Source organism: Billgrantia sp. Q4P2 (assembly GCF_052806135.1).
Map to the genome: position 1 here is coordinate 90,405 of NZ_JBRBAI010000002.1, position 19,929 is coordinate 110,333.

Here is a 19,929-nt window from a genome sequence, read left to right on the forward strand (position 1 = left end):
TCGTTCTAGGCGGGTAAGGCCCATCATGGTCAGGCTTTTGCATTCTGAAGCTTCTTCGTACGCCTGGGACGCAGCGCCTTGAAAATGGTCCAGAGGAGTAAAGCCATGCAAATTCCCAAGATCGTTGCGCTGATCGGTCGTTGCAGGAACGTCATCGGATCACCGCGAGAGATGAGCAGCGCCCTGCGGAGGTTCGCCTCTATCAATGGCCCGAGAACAAAGCCCAGCAGTAACGGTGTGGCATCGAATCGAAGGACCCATATGGCATAGCCGATGGCGCCGATGAAGGCCACCATGAGAATGTCGAACGTGCTGTTATTCACGCTGTACACACCCAGCGCAATGAAGATCAGTATGGCGGGGTACAGCACATGGTAGGGAATACGAAGAATCGACACCCACAGCCCGATCAGCGGAATATTCAGCACAAGCAACATGATGTTACCCATGAAAAATCCTGCGATCAGCAGCCAGAACAGGTCGGGCTGCATCACCAGCAGCATCGGCCCGGGCTGGATGCCATGAATGATCAGTGCCGTCAGCATGAGCGCCATCACCGCATCTCCAGGAATTCCCAGTGAGAGCGTGGGAATGAAGGAGGTTTGACTGGCTGCGTTATTTGCCGCTTCAGGCCCCGTCAATCCTTCGATCGCCCCCGTGCCAAACTGTGAGGGGTCTTTGGACACTTTCTTTTCCAGGGCATAGGCCATGAAGGAGGCAATCGAAGGCCCGGTACCCGGCAGCGCACCAAACAATCCGCCCACCCCGGTGCCACGAAGAATGGAGCCAACGGAGCGTTTTGTCTCCGACCATGTCGGGAGCATGCTTCCGAACGTGATCTTCTCCTTCGGCCTGCTGTCCGGGCGACCATTGCAACTACTGATCACTTCAGAAACGCCGAAAACCCCCATGGCCAGCGCGATGAAGTTGATGCCGTCCATGAGCTGGGGAATGCCGAAATGGAAGCGATGCACGCCCGTATTGACGTCCGTACCGACGGTGCCGAGAAACAAGCCCAACACCACCATGCTCAGCCCCTTTACCGCGGAACCGGAAGTCATGGTGGAGGCAGCCACCAAGCCCAACAGCATCAGGGAAAAGTATTCCGGTGCACCGAAATTCAGCCCAATCTCGGCCACAGCGGGCGAGAATAGTGCCAAGAAGAACAACCCCACCATAGAGCCAACGAACGAGGCGATCGTGGTCATGAAGAGCGCCACCGCCGCCCTGCCCTGCTTGGCCATTGGGTGGCCATCCAGACAGGTCACCGCGTGGGAAGGCGTACCGGGAAGGTTCAACAGAATCGACGAGGTGGAGCCACCGTACTGGGCACCGTAGTATACCCCGGCCAACATGATGATCGCCGCGGCGGGCGGGATATGGTAGGAGACCGGCAGGAGTAACGATATGGTAGCCAGGGCACCAATACCGGGCAAAACGCCGATCAACGTCCCGATGAATACCCCGAAGAAGCAATACATCACGACATCTAATGACATTGCCGCACCGAGCCCAGTGAGAAGAGCGTCAAGATTACCCATCAGACCTTCCCAGAACCGGCGTCCAGCGGTCTCATCATCTTATCGATCAAAAGATACTCGGCCATAGAGGCAACCTCATATTGAGCCCAAGCATGAAGACCAAATAGGTGACCCCCACCACGCATAGCACAAGAACAAGACGGCCTTTCAGCGCCAGTACTGGAGAGGCCATCGAAGACAACAGCACCGTCATTCCAGTGCTGAGCAACAGCCCGAGGGTACGCAGCGTCAGGGCATAGAACAGCAGGCTGCCGATGACGAGCAGATAGCTGCGCCAATTCACCGTGATCGGAGTTCCTGTTCTGAAAAACGCGGGAATGGCAATCAAGCAGCCGAAGATCGTCAGCAATACGCCCAGCACCAGGGGGAAATATCCCGGCCCCATATTGGCCAGGGTGCCGATGTCATAGCGTTGCGTGTAAACGATGATGAACACGCCGAGGGTCAACATCAGCATGCCACCAACGAGGTCGCGGTGATCGGTGGAGGTCACTCACACACCCTCCATGCCAGCCAGGACACCCTATTGGTCGACGAACGCGCATCGGCCACGGCTCTACGCCAAAACGGGCTGACAGTGGCCTTCTCAAGGCTGTATGCCGTCAATTTCGCCAGGTAGGGCGTTGTCTTTTTGTCGTTCAGGAGCGTCATTATTATTGTCCTCTTGTACTTGCGGTACCTCGGGCGTCATTGCCGTGCCTTCCCTCGGTGCCGCTGTACATAGTAATAACCCAGTCCCTCCAATTTTTCCACCATATGTATAATTTTTCGGTATGCTGAATTTTCTCCAAACGCAAACCGTTGTTGTACCGACGTTCTGTTACGTGAAGGCGTTACCTATCGATGCCGTGAGCGCTCGGCACCTCCTGGGTGCGACTGGACTCCCTGAGACAGAACAGCGCCAGCAGCGATGCCAACCCCGGAAGCAGGAAGCCGGCGGAATAGCTGCCCCCGAGCGAGACGATGACGCTGAACAACGCGGGGCCGGTCAGCACTCCCATGTAGGTCAGCACCAGAACCGCGGCGGTGGCCTCACTCACCTCGGCCTGTGGGCTGCGCCGCGCCACCTCCGAAAGGTAAACGCCGTTCCAGCCTATCGCGGTGCCCCCGGCCGCACTCAGCAGCCCTATCACCAGCCAGACCGGGGTGCCTGGCCCCAGCAGTGAGACCGCGACAAACAACACCAACATGGCAATGGCCAGGCCGCACAATACGGGCACGCTCCTTCCCAGGCGGTCGGCCAGCATCCCCCAGCCAACGCGGCCAAAGACCCCGGAAGCGTGAACGACCGACATGATCACCCCGGCCGTGACCAGGGTAATCAGCAGCTCTTCCACCATGAACGCCACGGTAAAGCTCAGCAGCGACAACTGAGCCGCAGCCAGACAGAACCCGGCCATCCCCAGCCACAGAATCGGCGGACGCCGATAGAGTACGGCGAGGCTGCCGGAGCCCCGCAGCAGCGTGGCGGGCGCGCGATCGCTGTCCCACTCGCGGCGCCGCAGCTGCAATGCCAAGGCGGTGACCAGCGCGGCCAGGCTCAGGACAAGAAACGCGGCGTGCCAGCTCCAGGCCTGGGCAAGTGACGGCGCCAGGGAGCCCGACAGCACACCGCCCAGCGGCACACCGGACTGCTTGATCGAATAGAGCAGGTTGCGATGGCGCAGCGGCGTATAACGCGCCAGAAGCTGTGCCGCCGCGGGGTTGGTCAAACCGTAGGCAACGCCGAGAAGCAGCGTGGTAAGCAGCAGCGCGGCCGGCGTACCGCCCCCTGCCACCGCGCAACCCACCATTACCAACGCCATGGCCACCTGACTGGAGCGGCAGGCACCGAGGCGTCGAGCCAGCGACCCCGCCTGCAACGACACCAGCATGGCAACCCCATACAGCAGGCTCACTTGCATTCCCACCAGGCCGGTGGGAATGCCGAAATCGGCCGCAATCTGCGGTGCCAACACGGGTATCAGCAGCATGGCGGCACTGGTCAATGCCTGCACCCAAGTGGTGGTCGCCACCACGATCCAAGCCTCCCGCCTAGAGGCCAGGGGGTGGTCAAGTGGCGCGGTGGGGGGTGGGGACTTCGGCATGCCATGCCTCCTTTCGCCTCGGTGCCCTGCCCCGATGGGCTGATCGCTGGGGCATCTCAACTTGACAGATAATTTCACATATAAGTATGTTTATTCATTATGCGGAAATAAACAACGCCAACATCCTCCGTCGGAGCGCCTCCATGGCCGAACATCTTCTTGTCGACGCGCAAGGCCCTCTGCTGAGGGTAACCATCCATCGCCCCGAGAAGCGAAACGCCCTCTCCCGGGCGGTGCTCAATGAACTCGCCGAAGTCTTTACCGAGCAGGCGGCAGCCCCACAGTGGAAGGTGGTCGTGCTGACCGGTGCCGGTGACAAGAGCTTCGCCGCCGGTGGCGATCTGCGCGATCTCGCTCAGGTACGCAGCGAAGAGCAAGCCACCGCCATGAGCCACGAGGCAAGGCGCGCGCTCGAGGCGGTGAGCCGGTTTCCGGTTCCCGTCATCGCCGCCCTCAATGGCGATGCCATTGGCGGTGGCGCAGAACTCGCCGTGGCTTGCGATTTCATCCTCGCCCCGCCCACCAGCCGCATTGGCTTCATACAGGGCAAGCTCAACATCACGACCGCCTGGGGCGGCGGCGCTCGCCTGCTGAACCGCCTCCCGGCACCGCTGGCATTGCGCCTGCTGACCCGCTCCGAGCTACTCGACGCCCATGCCGCACAGCGCATCGGCCTGATTGACCAAGTGGCCGCAGACGGCCAGACGCTCGAACAGTGTGTCGAGCAGTTCACCAAGCCCATGCTTGCCCAGGCACCTCAGGTTCTGCGGGGCTTCAAGGCCCTTGCGCTGAGCCATGCCGACGGTCTGTCGAAAGCGGAACTGGCCGAGATCGAGACCCGTCATCTCGTCGCCACCTGGACACATGACGATCACTGGGAAGCCGCCGACAAGATTCTGAATACGAGGAAATCTCCATGAGCGATTCCGGAAACCGCACGCCACCCATTCCTGCGCCGCATACCGCCTCCGGTATCGAGATTCCCGAGCGAATCACCCCGGACATGCTCCGCCACCCCGACCCAGGCACCCCCGGCGAGCCACCCTACACACGCGGCATCTTTCCTAACGGCTACCGCGGGCGGCTGTGGACGTTTCGCCAGTACTCCGGCTTCGGTACCGCAGAGGACACCAACGCACGCTATCGCTTCTTGCTGGAAAGCGGCCAGACCGGCCTGTCGGTGGCCCTCGACCTGCCCACCCAGTGCGGCTTCGATCCCAACGACCCCATGGCGCGCTCCGAAGTGGGCAAGGTGGGTGTTTCGTTATCCAACCTCGCCGAAGCGGAGATCCTCTTCGATGGTATCGACCTGAGCGGTATTTCCACCTCCTTCACCATCAACGGTACCGCGGCCATCGTCTATGCCATGTACTGTGCGGTGGCTGACAAGCAGGGCGTGCCTCGCGAAAAGCTCACCGGCACCATTCAGAACGACATTCTCAAGGAGTACGTAGCCCGCGGCACCTGGATCTTCCCGGTGCGCCCCTCCATGCGCCTGATCTCGGATACGATCCTGTTCTCCAACCGCGAGACCCCGCGTTTCAACCCGATCAGTATCGCCGGCGCCCACGTGCGCGACGCTGGCGCCACCGCTGTCGAGGAACTGGGCTATACCCTGGCCAATGGCCTGGCCTACGTCGAAGAGCTGATTCGCCGTGGTGGCGATGCCGCCAAGTTCGCCAACCGGCTGAGCTTCTTCTTCTATGTCCACATGGATTTCTTCGAGGAGGTCTGCAAGTTCCGCGCGGCACGTCGCCTTTGGGCAGCGCTGCTGGAGGAGCGCTTCGGTATCACCGACCCCAAGGCGCAGCGCTTCCGCTTCGGGGTGGTCTGCGGCGGCTCCTCGCTGACCGCCGCCCAGCCTTACAACAACATCGTGCGTGTGGGCATCGAGACGCTGGCAGCCACCCTGGGCGGCGCGCAGTCGGTATTCACCTGCGCCTACGACGAGGCCTTCCAGATCCCTACCGAGTTCAGCGCCGAGATTGCCCTGCGTACCCAGCAGATCATCGCCTACGAGAGCGGCATCTCGAAGATCGTGGACCCCTTGGGGGGCAGCCACTATGTGGAATGGCTGACCGACAAGATGGAAGAAGAGACGCGCCGGGTCATTGAGGAGATCGACGAATACGGCGGCGTGGAGAAGGCGATCGAGGATGGCTACCTGCAGGCGCGCATCGCCGAGCGTGCCCATGAGCGCAAGCAGAAGGTCGACAAGGGAGAGACCGTCATCGTCGGGCAAAACTACTTCCGCCGCGACGATCAGAGCGACGACTTCGGGGAGGTGTTCAAGGTCGACCCGCAGGCCGCGCAGCGAGTGCAGGAGAAGTATCAGCGCGTGCTGGACGAGCGCGACCCGGCCAAGGTGGAGCAGACGCTGAAGGCGCTGGAACGGGCCGCAGCGACAGATGACGAAAATCTCATGCCCTACCTGATCGACTGCTGTCACGCCTATGCCACGGTGGGCGAGATGGTCGCCACGCTCAAATCGCAGTGGGGCGAGTTTCAGGAACCCATTCGACTGTGAGCCGGCCCTCACCCATTCCTAGTGGAGACACCCCATGAGCTTGAAAGGCAAGAGAATCCTGATCGCCAAGCCCGGCCTGGACGGCCATGACGTGGGCGCCAAGGTAATCGCCCTGGCGCTTCGCGATGCCGGTGCCGACGTCATCTACACCGGGCTGCGAAAAAGCTCGGAATATATCGCCAAGGTGGCGGTGGATGAGGACGTGGACGTGGTGGGCTTGAGCATGCTGTCCGGCAGCCACATGGCACTGGTCAGCGACACCATGCGCTGTCTGGAAGAGTACGACGCCAGCGACATCAAGGTCTTCGTGGGCGGCACCATCCCCGAGAAGGACCGCGCGGCCCTGATCGAAGCTGGGGTATGCGGCGTGTTCACCGCCGACATGCCATTGGAAGACGTCATACGCGCCATCGAGAGGGAGCTATCATGAGCCATACCGCCGCCCCCTCAGGCCCGCTCAGCGGAATCCGCATCCTCGAGGTGAGCCACATGCTGGCGGGCCCCTACTGCGGCATGTTGCTAGCCGACCTGGGTGCCGAGGTGATCAAGATCGAGGCCCCCGGCCAGGGCGACATCGGCCGCCGGATCAGCCCCCACTTCATCGGCCCCCACAATGCCTACTTCGCCAGCCTCAACCGCAACAAGCGCAGCATCAGCCTGGATCTGACCAGCGAGGCAGGACAGCAGCGCCTGGGCGAGCTGGCGGCCAATTCTCACGCCCTGCTCACCAATGTGCGGCCCGCGGCAGTCCGCAAGCTGGGGCTGACCTATGAGGCACTGCGCAAGCACAATGAGAAGATCGTCTGCCTGGCACTGACAGGCTTCGGCCTTGAAGGCCCTTTCGCCGAGAAACCCGCCTACGACTACGTCATTCAAGCCTTGGCCGGCGTCATGGCCATGACCGGCGATCCGAATGGCCCGCCGGTGAAGACTGGCTACTCCGTGGTCGACAACTCCGCCGGGATCATGGGCGCCTTGGGGCTCACCGCCAAGCTGGTCGAGGGCAAGGGCGGCCAGGTGGACGTTTCCCTCTACGACACCATGCTCTCACAGCTCAACTACCTGGCAGGGGGCTACCTCAACGCCGGGCAAAAGGCACAGCGCTACCCCGGCGGCGGACACCCCTACATCGTCCCGGCGCAGATCTTTCCTACCCTGGATGGCCACTTGGCACTGTTCATCACGCATGACGGTTTCTGGGCGGACTTCTGCCGTGAAATCGGTTGCGAAGCCTGGATCACCGATACGCGCTACGCCACGATGGCCGCACGCACCGCGAATCGCGAGGCGGTGATCGCCGATGTCCAGGCGGTGCTGGCCGCGGGCTCCACCGACAGCTGGGTCGAGCGACTCGCCCCCCTCGGCGTGGTCGTGGCCGGGGTCCAGAGCCTCGAGGATGCCCTGGAATCCGAGTTGACGCGCTCACGCCAGATGGTCGTCTCGGTGCCCACGCCGCATGGTGAGATCCGCATGGTGGGAAATCCCATCAAGCTCCAAGGCCAGCCGACCCACTACGGCCCGCCGCCGCTGCTCGACGAAGATGCTGGGGAGCTAGAAGCACTGGATGGGCAGAGTCACGTTTCGCACAACACTAGCGGAGGCTGACATGAGTGGTCTTGCCCCTCGTTCGCGCCGCGCGCTCGGCCGCGAGCTGACCCGCCTGGCCCAGGCTTCGGTGGCGGAGAGCCTGGCCCACAGTGCCCAGCGCCCCGAGCCTTCCATGGAGACGGCACGTATCGGTTTTACCGGCGCACCAGGCGCCGGCAAGAGTACCCTGATAAGTCGGCTCGCCAAGCTTCGGCTGGCCGCCTGCCGCGACCAAGGCGGCGTCGCCATCCTCGGCATCGACCCCACTAGCCCACTGAGCGGTGGTTCGATTCTCGGCGACCGCATCCGCATGGATGCCATCGCCAACGAACCCGAACTCTACATACGCTCGCTGGCCAGCCGCAGTTCCAACGACGGCCTGGCAGATAACGTCCTGGATCTGCTGGAAGCCGTCGAGAGTCATGGGTTTCACGAAGTGCTGATGGAAACGGTAGGCGTGGGCCAGGCCGAGCATGCCATTCGCCACTCGGTGGACACCTTGGTGATGGTCCTGCAGCCCAACGCCGGTGATGCCATCCAGGCGATGAAATCGGGGGTTCTCGAACTGGCCGATATCTACGTGATCAACAAGGCCGACCTTCCCGGCGCCAAGAAGAGCGCCTCGGAAATCCGGGGCATCGTTCAGCGCTCTCAGGCAGCGTGGCGCCCCCCGGTGATCGAGGTCAGCCAGCAACACGAAGAGGGGCTGGCCAAGCTGGATTCTGCCATCAGCGAACATCTCGCCTGGCAGGCAGAGCACTGCAACGCCAGCGAAACGTTACGGCGGCGGCGCCACTATCACGTCCAATCGCTGATCGTGCGTCGTGTCTCCGAATTGCTCGAGCATCAGCCTCAGTTGCTCGATGCAACGAGCCTGGCAGGGGCCTATGCCGACATCCTTCAAGCACTCGGTCTAGATGCGGGTCGCGAAGCATGATCTGCGAGTGGCAGAGCGACCTCGCCCTGGCCAGTGGATGCCGGCACTTTTCCCCAACCTAAACCCGAACGAGCTGTGACCCTACCGTTTCATCGATTCTGAAGCGCTGCACCAGCTTCGCCAGCTCACTGGCCTGTTCGCTGAGCGAATGGCTGGCGGCCGAGGCCTGCTCGACCAGCGACGCATTATGCTGGGTGACCTCGTCGAGTTGGTTGATGGCCAGGTTGATCTGCTCGATGCCAGAAGACTGCTCGTTGGCGGCAGTGGCGATCTCGTTGATGAAGCTCGACACCTGCCCGACCCCCTCGGCAATGGCGACCAGCTGCTGGCTCGCCTGGTCGACCAGCTTTTCGCCCTCTCCCACGCTGGCCACGCTGGAATCGACCAGCTCACGAATCTTGTTGGCCTCTTCGGCACAGCGGCTGGCCAACTGGCGTACTTCGGAAGCCACCACGGCAAAGCCGCGGCCATGCTCACCGGCCCGCGCCGCCTCCACCGAGGCGTTCAAGGCCAAAAGGTTGGTCTGGAAGGCGATACTGTCGATGGCAGCGACGATACTCTCCACCCGCTGGTTGGCCTGCTTGATCGCCCCCATGGACTGAGCCGCCTGCTGCCCCACGCCACTGGCATCGCGTGCCTGGGCATCCAGGTCATTCGTCAGCTTGCGGGCGTGGGAGGCGGACTCCGCGGTCTGCTTCACCGTAGCGGTCATCTGCTCGAGGCTGGAGGCAGTTTCCACCAGCGATGAGGATTGCTCCTCGGTGCGGCTGGAGAGATCCTCGTTGCCCTGGGCGATTTCGCTGCTGGCAGTGCTCACCGATTCGGCCGTGCCTCTGATACCGCCCATCATGGACCGCAGGTTCTGCTGCATTTCGTACATGTGGGCCAGCAGGCTGGTGGTATCCCCAGGCTTCACCGGTACTCGCACGGTCAGGTCGCCCTGTACCATTCGGCGCACCACATCCGCGGCTCGTTGAGGGTCGCCGCCCAGTGCCTTCACCACCGCGCGCACCACGCCGAAGCTGACCAGCACGGCGACCGCCACGATCATGGTGGTGATGCCCACCAATACCCAGAACAGCCGCGATACCTCGGCCAGCGCCTCGTGCTCGGGCACTTCGACCACCAGCCCCCAGTTGAGCAGCGGCAGGTAAGTGTAGCTGCCGATCACCGCGGTACCGGCGACATCCGCATACCGTCCCACGCCGCTCTCGCCTGCGCTTATCGCGGCCGCCGCCTGCGTGGCCACTTCACGGCTCTCCCCCGCCAGGGCCGCAATCGGTGTGACCGGCGTGCCGTCGCCCGCCAACAGGTAGGTATCGGAGCTGCCGCCCAGCGACATCTCGGCCATACGTTCGAACAATACGTCGAGGCGTACCGCCGCACGTACCACCCCCACCACCTCGCCACTGTCAGCGAAGACCGGCGCCACCACGTTGCTCACCTGGTTGCCAGTGGCGCGGGAGACCAGCGGCTGGGAAAAGACCGGCTGCCCCTGGATTGCCTCTCGGAACCAGGCGCGGTCGGCAACCTGGAACTCGGCGGCTTGCTCGGCAGGCATGACCGTTGCGCTGCCATCGAAGCTCACTCCAACAACACCGACACCATCGGTGCCGACGAAGAAGATCGTGTCGTAGTAGCCGCTCTGCTCGGCAAGACGCGCCAGCAAGTGCTGTATGGGCTCGATTTCGACCTGCCTCACCGGGTCGAGCCCAGCCACGTAGCGGACCTCATCCTGGCGCGCTCCCAACCATTGAGTAAACGACTCCGACATCATCTCGCCCGTGCCTTGCAGCTGATGGATCGTCGCCTGGGTGAAAGAGTTGCGGTATTGCACGTATACCATCCCCGCCACCAGTATCACCGCTACCAGCACCAGCGAGACGATCTGCAGCGTAAGACGACTACTGAAACCCAGCCGCCGCAGCGGTGGCTCGAAAGCATTTTCTGCCTGCGTCTCAGCCCCGGCATCAGCGGGAAAACGGCCCAGCGTAATGGAATTCATCCCTTGTCCTCCTACCGAACAGCCCTAAGCAAACCAAAGCGGTACAGCGAGGCTGTCGTTATCGTTGTTGACAACGGCTGGTCAAGCCCCAGACAAATATTTTTGACTCTCTTTCGGTATGCCTGCAGTGATATATTCCAGGAATGCAGCAGCAGGCAACGGATGGGAATACAAATAGCCTTGTACATATTCGCAGTTGACAGCGGCAAGTATGTTGCGCTGCTCCACCGTTTCCACTCCCTCTGCGATGGTTTTCATACCCAGCCTTTTCGCCATGATGACAATCGTTTCGGCAATTGCGCGATCACTCTCATCGCGTGCCAGATCGCGCACGAAAGAACGATCAATCTTCAAATAATCAATATTGAATTTCTTGAGATAAGCCATCGCCGAATATCCGGTACCAAAATCGTCCAGCGCCACACGAATACCAGCTTCGCGCAAATTGAATAGTTTCTCCCTGACATGATCCTGATCATCGAGCAGCAGACCTTCGGTAATTTCGATTGCGATGCACTCTCCCGGCACGTTCATCGTTACCAGATGCCCCAGCAAGGCACCAACCATTTTCTCATGCATGAATTGTCGCGGAGAAATATTGACACTCACCTGGATACGGCCTGCGGGGCACCGCTCACGCCAACAGGACGCCATTTTTACCGCTTCGCGGAACACCCAGTCGCCAATGTCATGAATGATGCCGGTATCTTCTGCTACCGGGATAAAAAGATCTGGCGGCACCATGCCATGTTCGGGATGTTGCCAACGTAGCAAGGCTTCCGTCTTGACCACCTGGCCGGTAACCGTATCGAGGATGGGTTGGAAATGCACCTGAAACTGCTTTTGTGATAGTGCACTCCGCAAGTCATTGGCCAGACGAATGCGACTTTCGGTTTGCGCTTGCATTGAGGGGGTAAAAAAGCGAAAACCATTGCGGCCCTGCTCTTTCGCCTTATACATGGCCTGATCGGCACAAGCCAGCAATACGTCGGCGTTACCGGCATCACAAGGATAGGTAGCAATACCGATACTGGCAGAAATATACGCTTGGCGCTCAGCCAATGTATAAGGACGCATCAGTGCAGTGATGATCTTCTGTGCCGTATCGTCAAGACCGGCGACATTCATTGCCCCCGGCAGAATAACGACAAACTCGTCGCCGCCTAGTCTGGCGACGACATCGCACCGCCTGACGCATGACTGGATGCGCTGCGCGGCTTCGACCAACAGCTGATCGCCGAATTCGTGACCCAGGGTGTCATTCACTTCCTTGAAGCGGTCCAGATCGATAAACAGCAAGGCCACGCTGCCGCCAGCATGCTCCGCCTTGGTGAGTTCCTCACGCAACCGCTCCCCCGCCAACCAGCGGTTAGGCAAACCGGTCAACGCATCATAGGTGGCCTGGTGCCGCAATTTCTTCTCCAGACGAAGTCGTTCGCTGATATCGCGGCCGACGACCAACACACCCGCTATTTTCCCATGTGAGTCAAATTCCGGCGTCCCCCGAACCAGAAAACAAACGGGATTGCCATCAGTATCGTTCCAGGCCAGTTCCCACTCGCCCGGCATGCCACTGTCAAGCACCTTACGCAGATGCGCTTGGTAGGCTTCCGCCACATCCATTCCGGTGGGCAAACCCCATTCTTCCATGGGCGTTGCCCCCACCGAAGCCGGCTTTGTCAGTGTCTTGCGGTGGGCAGCGTTGCTGTATGTCCTACGACAATCGTTATCGTAAAGAATGATCACGTCGGGAGAATCATCCAACAGGCGGCGATATTCCCGTTCCCGGGCTCTCAGCGCCAGTTCCGAGCGTTCGCGCTCCAGTTCCGCCGCGGCCCGGGTAGCAACCAGCTGCAACAATCCGGTCACCGCAGCTTCATCGTTGATCGGCCGGCCATCCATCACAGTAATCAGGCCAATCACTTTTCCGGTGGAATCCCATAACGGCAGCCCGATATAACTCTCAACGCCCATCTCGGCCAACATCTCATCGTCGGGAAAGCGCTGACGAACATCATTCGGGTAGCAACACATGACGCCACCCATCACGTTCTCGCAGGGGGTACCTTTGAGCGTATAATGTACATTCGGCCGCAACTCTCCCTTGGCAAAGATTGCCACTGTCTCCGCCTCATTCGGGTTGTCAGCTAGTCTGTCGATTAGTATGTAGTCGACATCCAATTTTTCACCAAGATACCGCGCTAGAGCGCTCAGGAATGGCTCGCCGTCCAATGACCAGTTGCGCTGAGCAATGAATCGGAGCGCATCATCGATTTTGACCTGCTCGGTGACATCACGTGCAATCCCCAACACGCTTACGACGTTACCGTCACCGTCCTGCTCCGGAATATGACGAATCTCGTAACAAACCTTACGTTCGGCCAGTACCATCCAATCCTGATAAACATTGGCTTCTCGGCTTTCCACCGCGTGCAAAGCCTTCTGGTACAGGCGGCTGTCACTATCTGGACTTCCCATCACTCCCGCTTCAATTGCCGTTCGGCCCAGGAATGCGTCCTCTGCCCGGCCGATGCCATTCAACATCGAGGGATTGACATAGACATAGCGTGCCTGCGTGTCCAGCCGCACGATGAAATCGGGTAACGTCTCGACCAGGCTGCGATAATGCTCTTCCACTTCCTTCCGGGCCACAACCGCTTCGTAATTCAGTCGCTGTGCCTCCATTTTCCGTCGTTCGCGGATGTCGTGGATGTAACTGACACCCAACAGTCTTCCATCCTGCTCAAACGGATGCACGACTACCTCAACAGAAACCAGTTCACCGCTCGCCCTTCGGTGCTCCGACTCAAATGTCACCGATTCTCCTGCTTGCATCTTGTCGGTCAATTGCTTCATGGCGGCCACATCACAAGTCGGATCGAAATCGAACGGTGTCCAGCTCAATAGCGTTGCCTTGTCGGTACCGAAATGCTTACAGGCTGCATCATTGGCAAACATGATTCTGCCTTGCTCAGTTGCATCATGTACCAGTATGACAAAATCCGTAGCCCGCTCCGCCATATTACGAAGCAGCTCGTTTTCTCGCTCCAGCGTCATCAGCCTGGTAAGCGTCGTTTCCTCATCCCCGGCCTGTATTTTTTCTTTCATGAACGCTTGTTCCTGTCGCTGGTACGCGGCCTTCAGACGCCGCCGGCCATGCAAAACACTGTCTTCCGATCACTGAAACAATTCAGGTTTGGCAACACCATAACCCTGAGCATAATCCACGCCGATCTCCCGCAAGATATCGATGATGCCTTCGTTCTCGGCGAACTCGGCGATCGTGCGCAACCCCATGACATGGCCAACTTGACTGATGGAGGCGACCATGACGCGATCTATCGGATTGTTGTCGATGGCCTTGACGAACATGCCATCGATTTTGAGAAAGTCCACGTCCAGATTTCTCAGGTAAGCAAACGACGACAAACCGCTGCCGAAGTCGTCCAGTGAAAAGCTGCAGCCGAGTTCGCGCAGCATACGCATGAACTGGCGCGCCTTGTCCAGGTTGGCAATCACGGAGGTTTCGGTGATCTCGAAACAGAAGCGCCGGGGGTCCAGGCCATAGTGCTCGATGAGTTCGATCACATAATCGAGAAATCCTTCTTCCGACAAGGTCTGGCCGGAGAGATTGATGGCACACACGTAGGGAAAGTCCGCCCCTTTACGCGCCATGATGGAGAATGCTTCGCGTACCACCCATCGATCCAGTTGCGGCATCAAGTGATAGCGCTCCGCCACCGGCAGGAAATAACCTGGCGGGTACAGCGTACCGTCTTCGCCACGCATGCGAATCAACACCTCGCAATGCGGTTCGACACCTTCTGTCAAACCTTGCATGCGCTGGAAATACAGGACGAACTGCTCCTTTTCCAATCCCTCATGTATCCGCGACACCCATTCGAGCTGACTGTAGCGTTGTTGCAAGTCCTGGTCGTTCGGGCGATACACATGAATGCGATTGCCGCCTTCATCCTTGGCCGCGTAGCAGGCGGAATCTACCGTGCTCAGCAATTCGCTCAGGGTGTAGGTATGTGCCGGGGAGAGTTCGGTAAGACCGACGCTCGCGCCTACCCTGAACACCTTGTCCTCGAAAACGAACCGAAACTCGCGCACGATTTGCAACAGGTTCTCGATGACTTCCCTCGCTCTTTCCAGACTACAGCCCATCAGCAACAGGGCAAACTCGTCGCCGCCCAGGCGCGCCAGAGTGTCGGAGCTGCGCACCCTGGCTTTCAACTGACCGGCTAGCTGACACAGCATCGTATCCCCCGCCATGTGGCCGCAGGTATCGTTGACGATCTTGAACTGGTCCAGATCGATATAAGCAATGCAATGCGTGCGTTCACCCTGGACTGCATCCTCCAGCGCAGCCTGCGCCAGGCGGTCGAATTCATAGCGATTGATAAGTCCGGTCAACGCATCGTGACGGGCCTGGAAACTGAGTTGCCGCGACAGGGCACGAAGCATGGTGACATCGTGCAACACGGTGACGAAACCGAAGCAGTCGCCATTGTAATCATGCAATGGCGCGGCTGATTTACGTATGAAAAGCTCCTCGCCGTCGCTGCGCTGTAGGATCACTTCTTCCAGCTTGGTTGCCGGCTCAGTCAGCCAAATACTGTTCACGGGTACGGTCTTGTTTTCCACCGACAGCAGGCGGAACAGCGACTGAAGCGACTGCCCACTGGCTTCCTCGGCGGAGATGCCGGTCAGCCGTTCCGCCGCCGCATTCAGGTATATGATATCGCCGGCCGCATCGCTGGTGATGACGGCATCGGCAATCCCTGCCAGCGTGATCTGAGCACGCTCTTTCTCATAGTGCAGGGCAAGCTGCGACTCGTCGAGGCGCTCCAACATGCCGTTGATCCCGTGAGACAGTCCAGCCAGTTCGTCATTTCCGCGCAGTGTCGGGATGCGCACCGCCGTATCGGCAGATTCACCAATACGATTCACGTGCTTGCTCAGATGTGCCAGCCGCACCAGCACGAGCCGGTCGAATAACCAATGGAACACACCCAATACCAATACGATCAGCGCCGTGGATCCGATCAGGAAATTCAGGCTGGATTGCCCTTGCTCGAAAATACGGCGGTCGTCGGTCGCCCGCAGCAGCAGTGGGGTCGTATCGCCTACGTCATCCATCAAGGCGTAACCGATCATATCGGTATCGTTCAGCGGTTTTACCGCCATACCGCCCTCTACTTGCATGTGAGTCAGCGCATCGAGCCGATCGGCAGCAAGCCCCTGGACATCGGCACGCTCGACGATGATGTCGATACCGAGCAGTTGGCTGACATGATCCAGCAAGGTCTGGTCGAGCTGGCGCACCATGATCAGCCTGCCGCGGCGCTCACCCTCGGCGTTGCCGCTGGGGCGTACATCAAAGGCGGCAACGATGAAGATGCCTTCAGGGGTCCAGAAAAAACCTGATACATGATTCCTGCCCCCGGTAGTATCAATCAGCGCTCCGCCCTTCAATGCCGCCTGCTCCAGCTTTAGCGGTATGGGCCAAGGTTGCCCGGCAACCACCCCTTTCTTGAACAGGATATTGCCGTTGGCATCGACCAGCAGGATCGCGCTGATGTTGAGATTGTCGAAGGTGTCGTCAGTATAGTTGGAGTCGATATATTCCTGATTAGGCGCCGCCATGTACTGATAGCTGTCGTCCCAATGTGCCCAGTCGACGGTTATACTGCCGAGCTGCCGGGATTGTTCTTCGAGCAGGCTCACCGCACTGCCGACCTTGGTCAGCATTTTGTCCTGCTCCAGCTGACTGTACCCCTCCAGCAGCACCAACCGTCCAACGACGAACTGTACGGCGAAAAGCAGCAGCAGCCCTACCGCCACAACTATCAGTACCTTGTATCGCAGTCCACTCAGACGCATCTTCGTTCCTGGCTGAAATATTGCTTCAATGCACGATGGCCATGGCAGCGATGATGAGGCATGTCATGCGCGTACTCCCCGTCTAGATATTCTTCCTATCGGCCACGATGGAAAAGGCAGTAGCCCACCTCGCCATTTATCTGCGCAATCCGGACACCACCCACGCAATGTGGATACACGATGAGGTATTCCGACAGATCTCCGATGCCCGCACGCGCATGGCAAGGGCCTTCGTCATTACCGAGGGGTTACAAGTGGAGCCAGCGCATGCGCCCAGTGAACGCATCTTCCGCTGAGGGGCGGAGCACGTGACAGTAGGCGGACGAATACAGCGCCGTGACTTTATTTTCCGACCAATTTGGTATGAAATGGGTGGACCTGGCTGACCATAGCTAACCCGCAAAGGGACCTAAAGGGGACCGAATGAAGCAGGTAAGCGCCAAGGCGGCCGCCGGCCTGGCCCTGGCGGGTGGTTTGCTGATGCTGGCTGCTCTTCCGAATGAGGTCGCCGGGCAGAGCGAACTCGAGCGCCAAGGGAAGCTGGTCTTTGCCGGCTCAGCGACCTATCCCCCGTTCCAATGGCTCGATCAGCATCACCAAGCGAAAGGCTTTGTCATCGATTTGCAGGAGAGCATGGCAAGCCGCGCCGGAATCGAAGCCGAACACAGGCTGATGGAATGGGAGACCGCCCTGGAGCAGGTCTATACCGGTGAGGCAGATGCCATTGCACTCTTTGCCTCGGAAGAACGCACGCCCCTCCTCGACTTCACGGAACCCTTCTACTACCTGTTTCACGGTATTTTTTCTCATGACGACGGTGAGCACTTCAGCAGCCTGGCGGCTCTGGAAGGACATCGAGCCGCTGTAGTCGCGGGTAGTCATGCCGAAGTGCGGCTTGCTGAAGAATATCCCGACATTTCACTGGTTCCGGTAGATACCGAATACGACTGCCTGCTGGCAGTGCATCAGCACCAGGCACAGGTCTGTATCGAGGCCTCACTTACCTCGTTGCGCCATGCCGCCGAGCTGGACGTTCAGCAGACGAGCCCACCCTTCTGGCCTCAACCCTATGTGTTCGCTGTTCGCAAAGGGAATACAGAGGTATTAGCCTGGCTGGAGCATCAACTGGCCGTTGTCATGGCGGATGGCACCTTCAACGACATCTATCAGCAGTGGCGCCCCGAGCTGGAGTGGAGGAAACCGAGCATTATCGATAGCTTGCGCACCTTCGCCTGGGCTTTTGCCATTCTGCTCCTCATGGCCCTCATGGGCTTTTCGTTTTCCTGGTACCTGAAGCGCCAGGTTTCCTTGCGCACGCGCTTGCTCTCGCAGGAACTGAAGGCACGCAGCCGGCTGGAAGAGGAACTGCGCTATCAAGCAGAGCATGACACCCTTACCGGGCTTCCCAGTCGCACCACGTTCATCGAGAGCCTGGATCGGCGCCTCCAGGAAGAACTGGCCTGGGAACCAACGGTGATACTCTTGCGTTTACTGAACCTTGACCAACTTACCAGCATGTTCGGTTATCGCTTTGGGCATGAATCACTGCTAGTGAGTTTTGCCAAGCATCTCGAATCGTTGGACTTCGCTCAGGTCGGTCATTTCGGTTCGGGCGTCTTTGCCATTCTGCTCAAGCAGGATATGTCCCATGAAGAGGTCGCGCGACTCGTGAATGAATCTCTTGTCATCGATACGATCAGTATCGACGTACATGTCGCCATGGGTATCTGCGAGGGTCGAGCAAAGAGAGAAGGACAAAACTGCTCCGAGGCAGAAGAACTGGTACGCCGCGCCATGACGGCCTACTCCTCCGCTACCGAAACCGGCCGTCCGTGGCGCACCTACAGTCCCGATTTGGAACCCAATCCCAACGACCTGATGTTACTGCAGGATTTCCGTCGTCATGGCACACGAGACATGCACCTGCTTTACCAGCCCAAGCTCGACCTGGCAGGCGGTCATATCAAAGGAGCCGAGGCACTCATTCGCTGGGAGCATCCGCAACTAGGCAATGTTTCACCAGCGCACTTTATTCCTCTACTCGAGGAAACGGGATTAATTACACGGCTGACCTATTGGGTCATCGAAGAAGCGATGCATGCAGCAGAACGATGCCGAGAATACGACAAGAATTTTTGTCTTAGCGTCAATATCTCTTCTAGAGACTTAATGGAAGGTTCCACGCTGGTGGACTTTATCAAGCAAAGAGAATTCTCCGACCAAGCACTATGCCTGGAAATTACCGAAACGGGAGTCATCCAGGACCGGGGGCATGCCCAGAAGGTCATTGAGGAGCTTCATGAAGCCAATATCAGCTGTGCAGTGGATGACTTCGGTACAGGCTACGCCTCCTTGTCTTACCTGAGTGCCTTCTCGGTCGATGAGGTCAAGATGGATCGCAGCTTTATCAGCAACATGCTGGAAAACAGGAGGCACCGCACCATTATTTCCTCAACCATTTCTCTGGCCCATGAGCTTGGACTCCAGGTAACGGCGGAAGGAGTGGAAGATATCGCCACGCTTCGTAAGCTGGCCGAGATGGGTTGTGATACGGCTCAGGGTTACGTTATTTCTAGGCCTATCGCCGAACGGGAATTATACCAACTCATTGGGCACCGGCATTTCAGCGAGGTGCTATCTCAGGAAAAGCCTTGAGTTACCGGCGCAGAGTAAGGCTTGCCAATGGAAAGTACCTAAAAGAACTAAAACTTATCCATCAAGCATTCACGCCCCCTCCTTGGCTGTCACGTCGTTTGGAGTTCATGCGAACGTTGATAAAGCCGACGAATGCTCTCGATGGCAACCGCCTCATGCTCATCCAATGTCAGCATGATGCCTCCCTTTCCTTCTGGGTCGTCAACTGCATCGGCAAGCTGTTCCGAATACCGTTTGAGAAGATGCTCCATGCCGCCCCCCCATGATCAAGAGTCGAAAGAACCCAGAAGAGACAGTACGTTCTGCGGGATCTGGTTGGCCTGGGTGTAATGACCCCCTGGTTTCTGCACACCCAGCATTAGCTGCGTAGGGTGTGCAGAAACCAGGGGGTCATTACAGGCGCTCCAGGGCGGTTGCCAGCGACGACTGTGAGCGTCCAAGGTTGGCCTGGCCATTTAGGGAAAACAGGTTGGTGTTGATGACTGCCATGGGGGAAGCTCACCTTTCTTTGGATCGTTTCCCTTTATATCGTCCTAAGCGCAATGAGCTTTAGCAGTTTCTTAAGGAAAAGTCGATGCGGCACAGTTCGATTGAAAAGTGAGCACAATAGATAGATGGCAAGTGTGGACGGCGCTGAATCACAACGCCCAAATTTTCGAAGCACAGCATGAGCTTCGTGGCCGATGCCTGGCCGATGCCTG

At 59.0% G+C, this 19,929-nt stretch carries 13 protein-coding genes; 6 read left to right on the plus strand and 7 right to left on the minus strand.

Features of this window, described 5'->3' with window-relative positions:
• Nucleotides 1-29 precede the first annotated feature (29 nt).
• The 3 genes from ACUY1T_RS03265 to ACUY1T_RS03275 form a co-directional block, all read right to left on the minus strand.
• A complete protein-coding gene (locus ACUY1T_RS03265) occupies nucleotides 30-1,541 on the minus strand; it encodes a tripartite tricarboxylate transporter permease (RefSeq protein WP_446020300.1) in 1,512 nt (503 codons plus the stop codon).
• Nucleotides 1,542-1,587: 46 nt separating this feature from the next.
• Nucleotides 1,588-2,034, minus strand: a complete 447-nt coding sequence (locus ACUY1T_RS03270; protein WP_446020301.1) for a tripartite tricarboxylate transporter TctB family protein — start codon at nucleotides 2,032-2,034, stop codon at nucleotides 1,588-1,590.
• 340 nt (nucleotides 2,035-2,374) lie between these two features.
• The gene (locus ACUY1T_RS03275; protein ID WP_446020302.1) at nucleotides 2,375-3,628 is read right to left on the minus strand and encodes an MFS transporter; all 1,254 of its coding nucleotides are present in this window, start codon (nucleotides 3,626-3,628) and stop codon (nucleotides 2,375-2,377) included.
• A 143-nt stretch (nucleotides 3,629-3,771) separates the two neighbouring features.
• Here ACUY1T_RS03275 and ACUY1T_RS03280 point away from each other — a divergent pair, with 143 nt between their 5' ends.
• From ACUY1T_RS03280 to ACUY1T_RS03300, 5 genes are read left to right on the plus strand one after another with little or no spacing between them, the layout of a single operon-like run.
• Complete coding sequence (locus ACUY1T_RS03280) at nucleotides 3,772-4,548, plus strand: enoyl-CoA hydratase/isomerase family protein (RefSeq protein ID WP_446020303.1); 777 nt, start codon at nucleotides 3,772-3,774, stop codon at nucleotides 4,546-4,548.
• Complete coding sequence (locus ACUY1T_RS03285; RefSeq protein ID WP_446020304.1) at nucleotides 4,545-6,155, plus strand: acyl-CoA mutase large subunit family protein; 1,611 nt, start codon at nucleotides 4,545-4,547, stop codon at nucleotides 6,153-6,155. The genes ACUY1T_RS03280 and ACUY1T_RS03285 overlap by 4 nt, the downstream gene beginning before the upstream one ends.
• Nucleotides 6,156-6,189: 34 nt before the next feature.
• Complete coding sequence (locus ACUY1T_RS03290; RefSeq protein WP_446020305.1) at nucleotides 6,190-6,585, plus strand: cobalamin-dependent protein; 396 nt, start codon at nucleotides 6,190-6,192, stop codon at nucleotides 6,583-6,585.
• Complete coding sequence (locus tag ACUY1T_RS03295; protein ID WP_446020306.1) at nucleotides 6,582-7,760, plus strand: CaiB/BaiF CoA transferase family protein; 1,179 nt, start codon at nucleotides 6,582-6,584, stop codon at nucleotides 7,758-7,760. The genes ACUY1T_RS03290 and ACUY1T_RS03295 overlap by 4 nt, the downstream gene beginning before the upstream one ends.
• Nucleotide 7,761: 1 nt before the next feature.
• Nucleotides 7,762-8,679, plus strand: a complete 918-nt coding sequence (locus ACUY1T_RS03300) for an ArgK/MeaB family GTPase (protein ID WP_446020307.1) — start codon at nucleotides 7,762-7,764, stop codon at nucleotides 8,677-8,679.
• Nucleotides 8,680-8,737: 58 nt separating this feature from the next.
• Here the strand turns inward: ACUY1T_RS03300 and ACUY1T_RS03305 are convergent, their stop codons facing one another.
• From ACUY1T_RS03305 to ACUY1T_RS03315, 3 genes are all read right to left on the minus strand, one after another.
• On the minus strand, nucleotides 8,738-10,684 hold the full coding sequence (locus tag ACUY1T_RS03305; protein WP_446020308.1) for a methyl-accepting chemotaxis protein: 1,947 nt from the start codon (nucleotides 10,682-10,684) through the stop codon (nucleotides 8,738-8,740).
• A gap of 81 nt (nucleotides 10,685-10,765) precedes the next feature.
• Nucleotides 10,766-13,792 (minus strand): bifunctional diguanylate cyclase/phosphodiesterase, encoded by a 3,027-nt coding sequence (locus tag ACUY1T_RS03310; RefSeq protein ID WP_446020309.1) that lies wholly within the window; start codon nucleotides 13,790-13,792, stop codon nucleotides 10,766-10,768.
• Nucleotides 13,793-13,861: 69 nt separating this feature from the next.
• Nucleotides 13,862-16,573, minus strand: coding sequence for an EAL domain-containing protein (locus ACUY1T_RS03315; protein ID WP_446020310.1), 2,712 nt, complete (start codon nucleotides 16,571-16,573; stop codon nucleotides 13,862-13,864).
• Nucleotides 16,574-16,996: 423 nt separating this feature from the next.
• On the opposite strand from ACUY1T_RS03315, the gene ACUY1T_RS03320 reads away from it, so the two are divergent.
• Nucleotides 16,997-19,228 (plus strand): putative bifunctional diguanylate cyclase/phosphodiesterase, encoded by a 2,232-nt coding sequence (locus ACUY1T_RS03320; protein WP_446020311.1) that lies wholly within the window; start codon nucleotides 16,997-16,999, stop codon nucleotides 19,226-19,228.
• 89 nt (nucleotides 19,229-19,317) lie between these two features.
• On the opposite strand, the gene ACUY1T_RS03325 is transcribed toward ACUY1T_RS03320, so the two are convergent.
• A complete protein-coding gene (locus ACUY1T_RS03325) occupies nucleotides 19,318-19,479 on the minus strand; it encodes a hypothetical protein (RefSeq protein WP_446020312.1) in 162 nt (53 codons plus the stop codon).
• Nucleotides 19,480-19,929: the final 450 nt, after the last annotated feature.

Excerpts from the sequence above, each read along its gene's own strand:
- ACUY1T_RS03295 (WP_446020306.1), top strand. The coding sequence starts at position 6,582 with ATGAGCCATACCGCCGCCCCCTCAGGCCCGCTCAGCGGAATCCGCATC.
- ACUY1T_RS03280 (WP_446020303.1), top strand. The coding sequence starts at position 3,772 with ATGGCCGAACATCTTCTTGTCGACGCGCAAGGCCCTCTGCTGAGGGTA.
- ACUY1T_RS03285 (WP_446020304.1), top strand. The coding sequence starts at position 4,545 with ATGAGCGATTCCGGAAACCGCACGCCACCCATTCCTGCGCCGCATACC.
- ACUY1T_RS03290 (WP_446020305.1), top strand. The coding sequence starts at position 6,190 with ATGAGCTTGAAAGGCAAGAGAATCCTGATCGCCAAGCCCGGCCTGGAC.
- ACUY1T_RS03315 (WP_446020310.1), bottom strand. The coding sequence starts at position 16,573 with ATGCGTCTGAGTGGACTGCGATACAAGGTACTGATAGTTGTGGCGGTA.
- ACUY1T_RS03320 (WP_446020311.1), top strand. The coding sequence starts at position 16,997 with ATGAAGCAGGTAAGCGCCAAGGCGGCCGCCGGCCTGGCCCTGGCGGGT.
- ACUY1T_RS03275 (WP_446020302.1), bottom strand. The coding sequence starts at position 3,628 with ATGCCGAAGTCCCCACCCCCCACCGCGCCACTTGACCACCCCCTGGCC.
- ACUY1T_RS03325 (WP_446020312.1), bottom strand. The coding sequence starts at position 19,479 with ATGGAGCATCTTCTCAAACGGTATTCGGAACAGCTTGCCGATGCAGTT.
- ACUY1T_RS03300 (WP_446020307.1), top strand. The coding sequence starts at position 7,762 with ATGAGTGGTCTTGCCCCTCGTTCGCGCCGCGCGCTCGGCCGCGAGCTG.
- ACUY1T_RS03305 (WP_446020308.1), bottom strand. The coding sequence starts at position 10,684 with ATGAATTCCATTACGCTGGGCCGTTTTCCCGCTGATGCCGGGGCTGAG.
- ACUY1T_RS03265 (WP_446020300.1), bottom strand. The coding sequence starts at position 1,541 with ATGGGTAATCTTGACGCTCTTCTCACTGGGCTCGGTGCGGCAATGTCA.
- ACUY1T_RS03310 (WP_446020309.1), bottom strand. The coding sequence starts at position 13,792 with ATGAAAGAAAAAATACAGGCCGGGGATGAGGAAACGACGCTTACCAGG.